This window comes from Intrasporangium calvum, from assembly GCF_028446585.1.
Taxonomy (GTDB): Bacteria; Actinomycetota; Actinomycetes; order Actinomycetales; family Dermatophilaceae; genus Intrasporangium; species Intrasporangium calvum_A.
Window position 1 is genome coordinate 1 of sequence record NZ_JAPFQL010000068.1, and the last position, 13,196, is coordinate 13,196.

Annotated in this window: 11 protein-coding genes; 8 read left to right on the top strand and 3 right to left on the bottom strand. The window is 70.3% G+C overall.

Annotation, left to right across the window (positions count from 1 at the left end; genetic code table 11):
- Positions 1 to 631, top strand: a 631-nt coding sequence (locus tag OO014_RS14380) for an ABC transporter ATP-binding protein (protein ID WP_272463016.1), incomplete at its 5' end; no start/stop codon positions are given.
- A 71-nt stretch (positions 632 to 702) separates the two neighbouring features.
- Here OO014_RS14380 and OO014_RS14385 read toward each other — a convergent pair.
- Together OO014_RS14385 and OO014_RS14390 are read right to left on the bottom strand one after the other, a co-directional pair.
- On the bottom strand, positions 703 to 1,218 hold the full coding sequence (locus OO014_RS14385) for a peroxiredoxin (protein ID WP_272463017.1): 516 nt from the start codon (positions 1,216 to 1,218) through the stop codon (positions 703 to 705).
- Between the two features lie 35 nt (positions 1,219 to 1,253).
- Positions 1,254 to 1,670 (bottom strand): DUF3052 domain-containing protein, encoded by a 417-nt coding sequence (locus OO014_RS14390; RefSeq protein ID WP_272463018.1) that lies wholly within the window; start codon positions 1,668 to 1,670, stop codon positions 1,254 to 1,256.
- 261 nt (positions 1,671 to 1,931) lie between these two features.
- Here OO014_RS14390 and aceE point away from each other — a divergent pair, with 261 nt between their 5' ends.
- Positions 1,932 to 4,700 (top strand): pyruvate dehydrogenase (acetyl-transferring), homodimeric type, encoded by a 2,769-nt coding sequence (aceE, locus tag OO014_RS14395; protein ID WP_272463019.1) that lies wholly within the window; start codon positions 1,932 to 1,934, stop codon positions 4,698 to 4,700.
- A gap of 563 nt (positions 4,701 to 5,263) precedes the next feature.
- On the top strand, positions 5,264 to 6,688 hold the full coding sequence (gene argG / locus OO014_RS14400; protein WP_272463020.1) for an argininosuccinate synthase: 1,425 nt from the start codon (positions 5,264 to 5,266) through the stop codon (positions 6,686 to 6,688).
- A gap of 62 nt (positions 6,689 to 6,750) precedes the next feature.
- Here the strand turns inward: argG and OO014_RS14405 are convergent, their stop codons facing one another.
- On the bottom strand, positions 6,751 to 7,902 hold the full coding sequence (locus OO014_RS14405; RefSeq protein ID WP_272463021.1) for a glycerophosphodiester phosphodiesterase: 1,152 nt from the start codon (positions 7,900 to 7,902) through the stop codon (positions 6,751 to 6,753).
- A 150-nt stretch (positions 7,903 to 8,052) separates the two neighbouring features.
- On the opposite strand from OO014_RS14405, the gene OO014_RS14410 reads away from it, so the two are divergent.
- From OO014_RS14410 to fabF, 5 genes are all read left to right on the top strand, one after another.
- Positions 8,053 to 9,297, top strand: coding sequence for a PucR family transcriptional regulator (locus OO014_RS14410; RefSeq protein ID WP_272463022.1), 1,245 nt, complete (start codon positions 8,053 to 8,055; stop codon positions 9,295 to 9,297).
- Between the two features lie 45 nt (positions 9,298 to 9,342).
- Positions 9,343 to 10,302, top strand: a complete 960-nt coding sequence (locus OO014_RS14415) for an ACP S-malonyltransferase (protein ID WP_272463023.1) — start codon at positions 9,343 to 9,345, stop codon at positions 10,300 to 10,302.
- A gap of 10 nt (positions 10,303 to 10,312) precedes the next feature.
- The gene (locus OO014_RS14420; RefSeq protein ID WP_272463024.1) at positions 10,313 to 11,401 is read left to right on the top strand and encodes a beta-ketoacyl-ACP synthase III; all 1,089 of its coding nucleotides are present in this window, start codon (positions 10,313 to 10,315) and stop codon (positions 11,399 to 11,401) included.
- A gap of 89 nt (positions 11,402 to 11,490) precedes the next feature.
- Entirely contained in the window at positions 11,491 to 11,739 is a 249-nt protein-coding gene (locus OO014_RS14425; protein WP_272463025.1) for an acyl carrier protein, read from the top strand.
- A 148-nt stretch (positions 11,740 to 11,887) separates the two neighbouring features.
- Positions 11,888 to 13,135, top strand: a complete 1,248-nt coding sequence (fabF, locus tag OO014_RS14430) for a beta-ketoacyl-ACP synthase II (protein WP_272463026.1) — start codon at positions 11,888 to 11,890, stop codon at positions 13,133 to 13,135.
- Positions 13,136 to 13,196 lie beyond the last annotated feature (61 nt).

The window sequence follows — 13,196 nt, forward strand, 5'->3', positions numbered from 1 at the left end:
CGCGCTCGTCACGCTCGTCGGCGCCAACGGCGCCGGCAAGTCGTCCATCATCAACGCCATCTCAGGACTGCTCCGACCCAAGTCCGGTCGAATCACGTTCGAGGGCAAGGACATCACCCGCACCCCGTCGCACCGACTCGTCGGCCAGGGCCTGGTCCAGGTGCCCGAGGGACGACAGATCCTCGGCACGCTGACCATCGAGGAGAACCTCCACCTCGGCGGCTGGCACGTCGGCGGCGCCTCGGCGGAGGCGCTCACCCAGACCTACGAGCGCTTCCCGGTGCTGGGTGAGCGCCGCCACCTGCCGGCCGGCTCCCTCTCCGGCGGGGAGCAGCAGATGCTCGCCATCGCCCGGGCCCTCGTGGCGCGTCCCAAGGTGCTGCTGCTGGACGAGCCGTCGATGGGGCTGGCCCCCAAAGTGGTCGACGAGGTCTTCCGCGTCATCGACGAGATCCGCGCCACCGGCACGACGATCGTCCTCGTGGAGCAGAACGCGCGACGAGCCCTGCGTGCCGCCGACCACGGTTACGTCCTGCAGACCGGCGAGGTCGTGCACTCCGGACCCGCGGCCGACCTCCTCGCCGACCCGAAGATCGTCGAGGCCTACCTGGGAGTGGAGGCGAGCCACTGACCGCGCCCACCCCGAAGGGCATGGAGTCGTGGGACCGAGCCCAGCGGCATACGGACAGGTGTGCGGGCGGGCTACTGGGGAGCCGGCGAGGCCTGACGGAGCTCGCTGAGAGCCGCCCGGTAGGCGACGAAGTCGCGGGCGTCCCCCGGACCCCTCACCTCCTGCCACGCCACCCGGCCGTCGCGGTCGATGAGGAAGGTCGCACGAAGGGCCGCGCCCTGATCCTCGTTGAAGACCCCGTAGCGACGGGTCACCTCACCGTGCGGCCAGTGGTCGCTCAGCAGGGGGAAGAAGTGGCCCTCCGCATCCGCCCAGGCGCGCAACGAGTACATCGAGTCGCAGGAGATCGTGAAGACCTGGATGTCGCCGTCCTGGAAGTCCTCGAGCCCGTCCCTGATCTCGCGCAGCTCGCCGGTGCAGAGCCCGGAGAAGGCAAACGGGTAGAACACGACGGCAGCGAACCGGTGCCCGCGCACCGAGGACAGCGTGACATCGACGCCGTGCTGGTCGACGAGGGTGAAGTCGGGCGCGAGCTCGCCAACCTGCGGAGCGGCGGGAGCTGACGTCGAGGGGGCGGGCGTCGTCATGCGCGACAGTGTGCCAGTCCCGTGACCGTCGTCCCTCAGCGGCGGGGCCCCTTCGGCGGCATCAGCCGCGCGCCGGCCCACTCGGTGGCGACGTTGACCTGGCCGCCGGTGGTCAACCCGGCCGTCGACGCAGCCTCTTCGACCTCGCTGGCCTGCACATGACCGGGGCGGCCGGCCTTGGGGGTGAAGAGCACGACGAAGCCCGCGTCGAAGAGCTTGGTCAACGCGTCGACCAGCAGGTCGACGAGGTCGTCGTCCCCGTCGCGATACCAGACCACGACGCCGTCGGCCCCGTCGTTGAAGTCCTCGTCCTCGAGGTCACTACCGATGACGTCCTCGATGGCGAACCGCAGGTCGTCGTCCACGTCGTCGTCGTATCCGAACTCCTGAATGATCTGCCCGGGGGCAAATCCGAGTTTGGCGAGAGACGCCGCTCCCGCGGTCGTGCTCACTGTCACCGGTCCTTTCGGTCAGGGGCGAGGTCTGGGCGTGCGCCAGTGAGACCTAGTGCACTGGGTCCGACGCTATCGCGCAACCCCCGTCCGGGGTTGGGCTTCGCGCCACACGGCGTGGCTGGGCCCTTCCGGAGGCCGTCGAGAGCCGTGTCCCGCGGAATGACCCGGGTGTGACGACCACCACGCTTTGAGGGAGTATGGGTGAAGCGGCGCCGCGGTCAACCGGCCGCGACGCGTGACGAGAAAGGACCCACGAACGTGGCAGCCGAGGCCGGCCCCATCCTCAACGGAATTCCCAGTCAGCTCCCTGACATCGACCCCGAGGAGACCCAGGAGTGGCTCGAGTCCCTCGATGCCGTCCTGGATGAGAAGGGCCGCACCCGGGCGCGATACGTCATGCTCAAGCTGATCGAGCGGGCCCGCGCCAAGCAGGTCGGCGTCCCGTCGCTGACCGCCACCGACTACATCAACACGATCCCGCCGGAGCGCGAGCCGTGGTTCCCCGGTGACGAGGAGGTCGAGCGCGAGTTCCGCCGCTACATCCGGTGGAACGCCGCCGTCATGGTGCACCGCGCACAGGCGCCCGGCATCGGCGTCGGCGGGCACATCTCGACCTATGCGAGCGCCGCGACGCTCTACGAGGTCGGCATGAACCACTTCTTCCGCGGCAAGGACCACCCCGGCGGCGGCGACCACGTCTTCTTCCAGGGCCACGCCTCACCCGGCATGTACGCCCGCTCCTTCCTCGAGGGGCACCTGACCGAGACGGACCTCGACGGCTTCCGCCAGGAGAAGAGCCACATCGTCGACGGCCAGGTGCGCGCGCTGCCGTCCTATCCGCACCCGCGCCTCAAGCCCGACTACTGGGAGTTCCCGACCGTCTCCATGGGCCTCGGCCCGATGAACGCGATCTACCAGGCGCAGTTCGACAAGTACCTGCACAACCGCGGCATCAAGGACACGAGCCAGCAGCACGTCTGGGCCTTCCTCGGCGACGGCGAGATGGACGAGCCCGAGTCGCGCGGCCTGCTCCAGCTCGCCGCCAACGAGGAGCTCGACAACCTCACGTTCGTCATCAACTGCAACCTGCAGCGGCTCGACGGCCCGGTCCGCGGCAACGGCAAGATCATCCAGGAGCTCGAGTCGTTCTTCCGGGGTGCCGGCTGGAACGTCATCAAGGTCGTCTGGGGCCGCGGCTGGGACCCGCTGCTCGCGGCAGACCGCGACGGCGCGCTCGTGCACAACATGAACCAGACGAGCGACGGCGACTACCAGACCTTCCGCGCCAACGACGGCAAGTACGTCCGCGACCACTTCTTCGGTCGCGACCCGCGGACCCTCAAGATGGTCGAGCACTGGACCGACGACCAGATCTGGTGGAACCTCAAGCGCGGTGGCCACGACTACCGCAAGGTCTACGCGGCCTACAAGGCGGCGATGGAGCACACCGGCCAGCCGACCGTCATCCTCGCCAAGACCATCAAGGGCTACGGGCTCGGCTCGCACTTCGCGGGGCGCAACGCGACCCACCAGATGAAGAAGATGACGCTCGAGGACCTCAAGCAGTTCCGGGACTCCCTGCGCATCCCGATCAGCGACGAGCAGCTCGAGGCAGACCCGTACCGCCCGCCGTACTACCACCCGGGCGCCGACAGCGATGTCGTCAAGTACTCGATCGACCGGCGGGCCAAGCTGGGTGGCACGCTGCCGAGCCGACGCGTCGCCTACGAGCCGCTCAAGCTGCCCGGCGACGAGGCGTACGCCCAGGTCAAGAAGGGCTCCGGCAAGCAGGAGGTCGCCACGACGATGGCGTTCGTCCGGCTGCTCAAGGATCTGCTGCGGGACAAGGAGTTCGGCAAGCGGATCGTGCCGATCATCCCGGACGAGGCGCGCACCTTCGGGATGGACGCCTTCTTCCCGACGATCAAGATCTACAACCCGCAGGGCCAGAAGTACACGCCCGTCGACGCCGAGCTGATGCTCGCCTACCGCGAGAACGAGCAGGGCCAGATCCTGCACCTCGGCATCAACGAGGGCGGCTCCATCGCCGCGTTCACCGCGGCCGCCACGTCCTACGCCACGCACGGCGAGCCGATGGTGCCGGTCTACGTCTTCTACTCGATGTTCGGGTTCCAGCGCACCGGTGACGGCATCTGGGCCGCGGCCGACCAGATGAGCCGGGGCTTCCTCATCGGCGCCACCGCGGGTCGCACGACGCTGACCGGCGAAGGTCTCCAGCACGCCGACGGTCACAGCCCGCTGCTGGCCGCGACCAACCCTGCCGTCGTGCACTACGACCCGGCCTACGGTTACGAGATCGCCCACATCGTGCAGGACGGGCTGCGCCGGATGTACGGCGGTGGTGAGGGCGAGGACGCCAACCTCATCTACTACCTGACCGTCTACAACGAGCCGATCGTCCAGCCGAAGGAGCCGGAGGACGTCGACGTCGAGGGCATCCTCAGGGGGATGTACAAGCTGGCGCCCGCCAACACCGAGGGCTGGCAGCACACGCCCCCCCGGGCCCAGATCCTCGCGTCCGGCGTCGGGGTGCCGTGGGCCCTCGAGGCGCAGCAGCTGCTCGCCGACGACTGGGGCGTGGCCGCCGACGTGTGGTCGGTGACCTCGTGGAACGAGCTGCGCCGCGACGGCCTCGCCGCCGATGAGCAGGCCTTCCTTCAGCCGGAGGAGCCGGCGCGCGTCCCGTGGGTGACGCAGTGCCTCCAGGACGCCGAGGGCCCGGTCGTCGGCGTGTCCGACTACATGCGGGCCGTGCAGGACCAGATCCGCGAGTGGGTCCCGGGCACGTACGCGACGCTCGGCGCGGACGGCTTCGGCTTCTCCGACACCCGCCCGGCGGCGCGGCGGTTCTTCCACATCGACGGCCCGTCAGTGGCGGTGCGCGCGCTCCAGCTGCTCGCCAAGGACGGCAAGGTCGATGCCGACGTCCCACGGCAGGCGGCCGAGCGCTACCGCCTGCTCGACGTGACGGCCGGCACGTCCGGCAACGCCGGCGGAGAGTCGTAACACTTCGCGTCCCAGCTGAGCCCGCTTCCCGTTGGGGAGCGGGCTCAGCTGCATACGGAAGACGTCGTATGCCGCTGGGCTCGCTCCTGCACTCCCCCACCCACCCAGCCGGCTGGCCCCCCGGGGGGCGGCCGGTCGCGCTGACTGTCGTTTGGGCGCGTGGCTGGTGCAGGACCCAGCCATCCCGCGCCTCCACGACAGCCACCGACCCCCGCCCGATGACCCAGCCCAGCCTGCGGAGCGCATGCTCGTGCTGCTTCTCCGCGAACAGGGTCGCGGCGTTCCCGTCCGCATACTCGGTCGCACCGTCGAACTCGAACTGCGACTCCAGCTCGTGGCCCGCCCAGCTACGGCCCACGCGGTGCGGGACTCACCCCGAGCTGCGGGCCTCGAGTGTGCCCCTCGACGGTGAGTGCGAAGTCCGGTCGCCAGACGAACGATCTCCCCTCGATCGAGCAGCCAGCGGAGGGCGTTCCCGTCCCAGAGGCACGCGCTGGGCCCCCTCGCCCGCGCTCGGCTCGCATGGTGGATAACTATGCGTTCCTATGCATATACTTGCAGCCGTGTCCAAAGTCTTGACGTCGCTCCCTGTCGGTGAACGAGTCGGAATCGCCTTCTCGGGCGGTCTCGACACCTCCGTGGCTGTCGCCTGGATGCGCGAGAAGGGTGCCATCCCCTGCACCTACACCGCGGACCTCGGTCAGTACGACGAGCCGGACATCGCCTCGGTCCCCGGCCGCGCCGGGCAGTACGGCGCCGAGATCTCCCGCCTGGTGGACTGCAAGACCGCCCTCGTCGAGGAAGGCCTGTCCGCTCTGGCCTGCGGCGCCTTCCACATCCGCAGCGGCGGCAAGACCTACTTCAACACGACTCCCCTGGGTCGCGTGGTCACCGGCACGCTCCTCGTGCGGGCCATGCACGAGGACGGGGTCTCCATCTGGGGCGACGGCTCGACCTTCAAGGGCAACGACATCGAGCGGTTCTACCGCTACGGCCTCATGGCCAACCCCGAGCTGCGCATCTACAAGCCGTGGCTCGACGCCGACTTCGTCACCGAGCTCGGCGGACGCCAGGAGATGTCCGAGTGGCTGACCGAGCGTGACCTGCCCTACCGGGCCAGCGCCGAGAAGGCCTACTCGACCGACGCGAACATCTGGGGCGCCACGCACGAGGCCAAGACGCTCGAGTTCCTCGACGAGTCGATGGAGATCGTCGAGCCGATCATGGGCGTCCGGTTCTGGGACCCGTCCGTCACCATCGAGCCCGAAGACGTGACGGTCCGCTGGGAGCAGGGTCGGCCCGTTGCCATCAACGGTCGCGAGTTCACCGACCCGGTCGCCCTCGTCGACGAGGCCAACACGATCGGCGGTCGCCACGGGCTCGGCATGAGCGACCAGATCGAGAACCGGATCATCGAGGCCAAGTCGCGCGGCATCTACGAGGCGCCCGCGATGGCCCTGCTCCACCTCACCTACGAGCGGCTCCTCAACGCGATCCACAACGAGGACACGATCGCCAACTACCACGCCGAGGGTCGGCGCCTCGGTCGCCTGCTCTACGAAGGCCGTTGGCTCGACCCGCAGAGCCTGATGATCAGAGAGTCGATCCAGCGCTGGGTGGCCTCGGCCGTGACCGGCGAGGTCACGGTGCGGCTGCGGCGCGGTGACGACTGGTCCATCGTCAACACGAGCGGCCCGGCGTTCAGCTACCACCCCGAGAAGCTGTCGATGGAACGCACCGAGGACGCCGCCTTCGGGCCGGTCGACCGTATTGGCCAGCTCACGATGCGCAACCTCGACATCGCCGACTCCCGGGCCAAGCTCGAGCTCTATGCCACCCAGGGCCTGCTCGGGGCGCGCAACGCGGAGCTCGTCGGCGAGCTCGCCCCCGGCGGCGCCGCGGCGATCTCGGCCAACCCGGCCGTCGCCGACGTCGACGCGACGGACGACGCGCTCGACCGGGCCGCGATGGAGTTCGGCACCGACTGAGCGCGTCGACCGTCGGAGGCTCACCGTCGGAGCCTCACCGTCGGAGCCTCACCGTGAGAGCATCATCGTCCGGCGAGGAACTCCGCCCTGGCCGCGACGCCCACGTCAGCCTGGTCTGTGAAGAGGCCGTCGATCCCGGCCTCGAGGAAGGTGACCTGCTCGTCGATCGCTCGACCGAAGTCGCTGGCCGCGGCTCCCGAGCGGTGGTCAACGGGCAGGAACACGTTCTCTGCCCGGAAGGTCCACGGGTGCACGTCGAGTCCTGCGGCGTGAGCGTCGGAGACGAGGCTCGTCGGTGCCCCCAAGGACCCGTCGGCCTTCCTCGGGATGACGAGCGACTTCTCCGGGCCGATCCCGTTGATCGTCTTGCTCAGCTCGACGAGGCTCGCCGGCTGGATGAGGTCACGATAGGTGCGTGAGTCCCCCTTCGCGACGAGGTCGTAGGGGGCGCCGCCGGCGACGAGGAAGACGAGAGGCGCCTTCACGTCCAGCTCCTCGCGCAGCTCGACGAGGTTGGACAGCTCGAAGGACTGGATGAAGATCGGCGCGTTGCCCCGGTCGAGGTGGTGCTTCCGGATGGCCTCGGCGAGCTTGCCCTCGAGGTCGAGACCCGCCTCGTCGAAGAAGGTCGGGTGCTTGGTCTCGGGATAGACGCCGATCTCCCGACCGAGCTCCTTCGTGAGACGCTCGCGCAGCTCGAGGACCTCGTCGAACGTCGGGACCTCGAACCGCCCGTCCCACATCGTGCTCTCCTGCCGCAGCTCCGGCAGGCGCTCCTTGGCCCGCAGGGACTTCAGCTCGGCCAGGGTGAAGTCGCTCGTGAACCACCCTGTCACGGGGCGGCCGTCGATGGACTTCGTCGTGCGCCGGGACGCGAACTCGGGGCGGTCGGCCACATCGGTCGTCTCGGAGATCTCGGGCTCGTGCCGGGCAACCAGCACGCCGTCCTTCGTCGACACGAGGTCCGGCTCGATGAAGTCAGCCCCCATCCGGGCGGCCAGCTCGTAGGCCGCGAGGGTGTGCTCGGGCCGATAGCCCGAGGCCCCACGGTGGGCGATGACGAGGGGGTCGGCGGCGTGACGCCGCGGCTGCGCGGCGGTGGGGCTCGCGGCGGTGGGGCTCGAGGCGTGGTCGGCGGAGGCCGAGGTGATGGCGGAGGGAGCGATCGCGGCGACGAGCGCGGCGGTGGTCAGGACGGAGCTGAGTCGCAACATGTCGACCATCCACCCGCCGGTTCGCGACATCCACGCGGCGCCGGCCTGTCCTGCCCGTGACGTTCCGGTGAAGGCTGGGCTGCGAGGGCTTTGTGACCGGCATACAAAGTCTCTGCCGCCGTCCCGGGCCCGGGGTCGTACCCTGACCCAGTGAGCACGAGCAAGCGCCGTCGGCCGAGCAGCGAGACCTCGCGCGCCGTCGACCGCAGCGCCGGCGAGCTCGCGACGCTGGCCGCTCGCCGGATGGAGGAGAACCTCGCCTGGTACCGCGAGCTCCCGGCCGCCGAGAGATCCCAGGTCGGACTCGTCGCCCACGCCGGTATCGCACAGTTCATCGAGTGGTTCCGGGCCCACGAGGACAGCAGCCCTTCGGCGATCTCGATCTTCGCCAACGCCCCGCAGGAGCTGACCCGGACGGTCAGCCTGCGCGAGACCCTGGACCTGGTGCGCACCGTCGTCGACGTCGTCGAGTCGCACGTGGAGACGTTGGCCAGCCCGGGCGACGAGCAGCTGCTGCGCGAGTCGGTGCTGCGCTTCAGCCGCGAGATCGCCTTCGCGGCGGCGGAGGTCTATGCCGGCGCCGCCGAGGCACGTGGCGCGTGGGACGCGCGACTGGAGGCCCTCGTGGTCGACGCCGTCCTGCGTGGCGAGGCGGACGAGTCGATGCAGTCACGCGCCTCGGCCCTGGGCTGGGGCGACGTCGCGCACGTGACCTTTGTCGTCGGCACGACGCCCGTGGTCGACGGCGGAGCAGCGGCGGCGGTCGACGCCCTGCGACGCGCGGTGCGCCACGAGCGCGTCGAGGCCCTCGCCATCGTCCAGCGCTCGCGCCTCATCGCGATCCTCGGCGGCACCGAGGACCCGTTGTCCGTGGTCGCCGCGGTGGCGGACCGCTTCGGCGACGGCCCCATCGTGGTCGGGCCCACCGTGCCGCACCTGTTCGCCGCCGGGCGATCGGCCCGCGCCGCCCTGAGCGGCCTCTCCGCCGCGCCTGCTTGGCCAGCGGCGCCGCGGATCGTCGAGTCGCAGGCACTCCTGCCGGAGCGCGCCCTCGCGGGTGACGTGCCGGCCCAGCGGCTGCTCATCGACCAGGTGCACCGCCCGCTCTCCCGCGCGGCCCAGCACGCCCTGCTGGCGACCGCCGAGGCCTACCTGGAGACGGGACGCTCGCTCGAGGCCACCGCCCGCGCGCTCTTCATCCACCCCAACACCGTCCGCTACCGGCTCGGCCGCATCGACGACCTGACCGGCTATGACCTGACCAAACCGCGGGACGCCTGGTCCGCGAGAGTCGCGCTGGTCCTGGGACGGCTCGCCGCCGCGCCCCGTCTGACGCGACTGGCCCCACAGGCCGGGTTGGAGGAATCCTCCAAGTCTGCCCCGTCGACTTCGTGACATTCGGAGTCCGCATCGCGCCGCCCCATCGGGGAGGGTGGACACGTGCTTGCGATCGTCTGCCCTGGACAGGGCTCCCAGACCCCCGGCTTCCTCGCCCCGTGGCTCGAGCTCGACGGCGTGCGTGACGAGCTCGCCCGCCTCTCCGACTCGACCGGTATCGACCTCGTCGCCCACGGCACCACGTCCGACGCGGAGACGATCAAGGACACCGCCGTCGCGCAGCCGCTCATCGTCGGCGCGGGCCTGATCGCCCTCCCGCCGCTGTTCGGCGGGGCCGCCGCGGCCCTCGATGGCGTCGGTCTGCTCGCCGGGCACTCGGTCGGTGAGATCACGGCAACCGCTGCGGCTGGAGTGCTGGAGGCGGGCGACGCCGTCGTCTTCGTCCGGGAGCGCGGTCGCGCCATGGCCGCTGCGAGCGCTGCCACCCCGACCGGCATGGCGGCCGTCCTCGGCGGAGACCCCGACGAGGTGCTGGCCGTCCTGGATCGCCACGGCCTCACCCCGGCCAACGTCAACGGGGCCGGACAGACCGTCGCGGCCGGCACGCTCGACCAGATCGCCGCCCTCCAGGCGGATCCGCCGGCCAAGGCACGGGTCATCCCCCTCCAGGTCGCGGGCGCCTTCCACACTCACCACATGGCTCCGGCCGTCAGTGTGCTCGACGAACTGGCTCGCACCATGCCGACCCAGGCGCCGAGCGTGACCCTGCTGTCCAACGCGGACGGCCAGGCCGTCACGGACGGCCGCGAGGCGCTCGACCGCCTCGTCCGTCAGGTGAGCAACCCGGTGCGTTGGGACCTGTGCATGCAGACGATGCAGGACCTGGGCGTCACCGGTCTCATCGAGCTGCCCCCGGCCGGGACCCTCGTCGGCCTCGCCAAGCGCGCCCTCAAGGGCGTCGAGACGCTGGCCCTCAAGACCCCGGACGACCTCGAGGCGGCGCGCCGGATGCTCGCCGAGCACGGCGGCTCCACCCCTTCCCCCACCCGCGTCGTTGAGTAAGGCTGATCACGTGACTGCTTCCCCCAGCACCCCGACCCCGAAGGGCACCGGGACCATTGTCGATCCCGGCAGCCCCCGCCACTCGCGGATCGTCGGCGTCGGCGCCTACCGTCCCGCCCGCGTCGTCATGAACGCTGAGATCGTCGACAAGATCGACTCGAGCGACGAGTGGATCCGTGAGCGTTCCGGCATCGTCAGTCGGCACTTCGCCGCCGACGACGAGAGCGTCATCGACATGGCGGAGCACGCCGCTCGGCAGGCTCTCGAGCACGCGGGGATCACGCCGGACCAGCTCGGCTTCGTCCTCATGGCAACCGTGACCCACCCCTACCAGACGCCGGCCGCCGCACCCGAGCTCGCTGCTCGCCTCGGTTCCACCGCCCCGGCCATGGACATCTCCGCCGCCTGCGCCGGCTACTGCTACGGGGTGGCCACCGGCAGCGACATGGTCAAGGCCGGCTCCGCCGACTACGTCCTCGTCATCGGTGTCGAGAAGCTGAGCGACTTCACCGACCCCTACGACCGCGGCACGGCGTTCATCTTCGGTGACGGCGCCGGCGCCTGCGTCATCGGCCCGTCCGAGACCCCGGGCATCGGTCCGACGGTCTGGGGCTCCGACGGTGCCCAGCGCGACGTCATCAGCAACCGCCACTCGTGGCTCGAGGTCCGCGAGCTGCTCGGCGACGGCGGCGCCGAGGCCGCCCGCGCCCCCGAGTCCATCGAGGGCATCACCCCCAAGGGCTGGCCGAGCCTCACCATGGCCGGTCAGAGTGTCTTCCGGTGGGCCGTCTGGGGCATGGCACCGATCGCGCAGCAGGCGATCGACCGCGCCGGCATCAAGGCCGACGACCTGGACGCCTTCATCCCCCACCAGGCCAACATCCGCATCGTCGATGCCATGGTCAAGCAGCTCAAGCTGCCGCCGGACATCCCCGTCGCCCGCGACATCGTCACGACGGCCAACACGTCCGCAGCGAGCATTCCGATCGCGACCACGCGGATGCTCGCCGAGGGCGAGATCCCGAGCGGGGGCCTGGCCCTGCAGATCGGCTTCGGCGCCGGCCTCGTCTATGCCGCGCAGGTCATCGTCCTACCGTAGGACGACCTTTGTTTCCCGCTTGTCCCGACGGGTACTCGGGGCTACCAACCGAACGACCACCACGTGGTGACCACCAAAGGAGCAGACACATGGCTCAGTCCGAGCAGGAGATCCTCGAGGGTCTTGCCGAGATCGTCAACGAGGAGACCGGCCTCGACACGGCTTCGGTCGAGATGGACAAGTCCTTCACCGAGGACCTCGACATCGACTCGCTGTCGATGATGACGATCGTCGTCAACGCCGAGGAGAAGTTCGGCGTCCGCATCCCCGACAGCGAGGTCAAGAACCTCAAGACGGTCCGCGACGCCGTCACGTTCATCGCGACCGCCCAGGGCTGACACCGGCTCCACAGCCAGCAGCATCCCGCGTGCCCGGCCACCCGGCCACCCGCCCGAGCAGACCGGGCACGCGGAGCCAGCCCAGCGGCATACGACCCGCACTGGACAGCACGACCCACTGACTTCACCTGACGAGGAGCACCTCACCATGACGTCCACTGACCGACGCATTGTCGTCACCGGCCTGGGCGCCACGACGCCCGTGGGCGGCACCGCCCGCGAGACGTGGGACGCCGTCCTCGCCGGCCGCTCCGGGGCCCGCACGATGGACTTCGACTGGGTGGCCAAGTACGAGCTGCCCGTGACCTTCGCCGCGATGATCGCGACGAAGCCGGAGGACGTGCTCGCCAAGGTCGAGACCCGGCGCCTCGACCCGTCCAGCCAGTACGCCCTCATCGCTGCGCGCGAGGCATGGGCCGACGCGGGCTCCCCCGAGATCGAGCCCGAGCGGATCGGCACGGCCATCGGCTCCGGCATCGGCGGCGTCTGGACGCTGCTCGACCAGTGGGACACGCTGCGCGAGAAGGGCCCTCGCCGGGTCTACCCGCTCGCGGTCCCGATGCTCATGCCCAACGGCCCGTCGGCTGCGGTCTCGCTCGAGCTCGGCGCCCGCGCCGGCGTCCACACGCTCGTCAGCGCCTGCTCATCCGGCGCGGAGAGCATGGGCTACGCGATCGAGATGATCCGCAGCGGGCGCGCTGACATCGTCGTCGCCGGTGGCACCGAGGCCGCCGTCCACGCGATGCCGATCGCCGGGTTCGCGGCGATGCAGGCCCTGTCGACCCGCAACGACGAGCCGGAGCGGGCCTCGCGCCCCTACGACACCGACCGCGACGGCTTCGTCCTCGGCGAGGGTGCCGCCGTCATCGTCCTCGAGTCCGAGGAGCACGCCCGGGCGCGCGGCGCGAAGATCTATGCCGAGCTGGCCGCCGTCGGCCTCTCCGCTGACGCGCACCACATCACGGCCCCCGAGCCGAACGGGTCCGGCGCCTCCCGCGCGATGGCGCAGGCCGTCGAGCAGGCCGGCCTGTCGCTGAGCGACATCGCCCACATCAACGCGCACGCCACGTCGACGCCGGTCGGTGACGTCGCCGAGTACAACGCGATCAAGCGCGCCTTCGGCGACCACACGGACAACATCGCGGTCACGGCGACGAAGTCGATGACCGGGCACCTCCTCGGCGCTGCCGGCGCTCTCGAGGCCGTCCTGACGATCCTCGCCGTGCACCACCGCACGGTCCCAGCGACGATCAACCTCGAGAACCAGGACCCGGAGATCCCGCTCAACGTCGTCAAGGGCGAGCACCTCACGCTCCCTGCCGGTGACGTCGCCGCGCTGAACAACTCGTTCGGCTTCGGCGGGCACAACGTGGCGCTGGCCATCAAGAGCGTCTGACGACGCAACCTCACGAGGCCGTATGCCGCTGGGCTGGCTCCGCGCTGACCGCGCGGTCCCA

Bases quoted from the DNA above. Each gene is read 5' to 3' on its own strand.
- OO014_RS14385 (WP_272463017.1), bottom strand. From the start codon at position 1,218: ATGACGACGCCCGCCCCCTCGACGTCAGCTCCCGCCGCTCCGCAGGTT.
- OO014_RS14405 (WP_272463021.1), bottom strand. From the start codon at position 7,902: ATGTTGCGACTCAGCTCCGTCCTGACCACCGCCGCGCTCGTCGCCGCG.
- OO014_RS14425 (WP_272463025.1), top strand. From the start codon at position 11,491: ATGGCTCAGTCCGAGCAGGAGATCCTCGAGGGTCTTGCCGAGATCGTC.
- fabF (WP_272463026.1), top strand. From the start codon at position 11,888: ATGACGTCCACTGACCGACGCATTGTCGTCACCGGCCTGGGCGCCACG.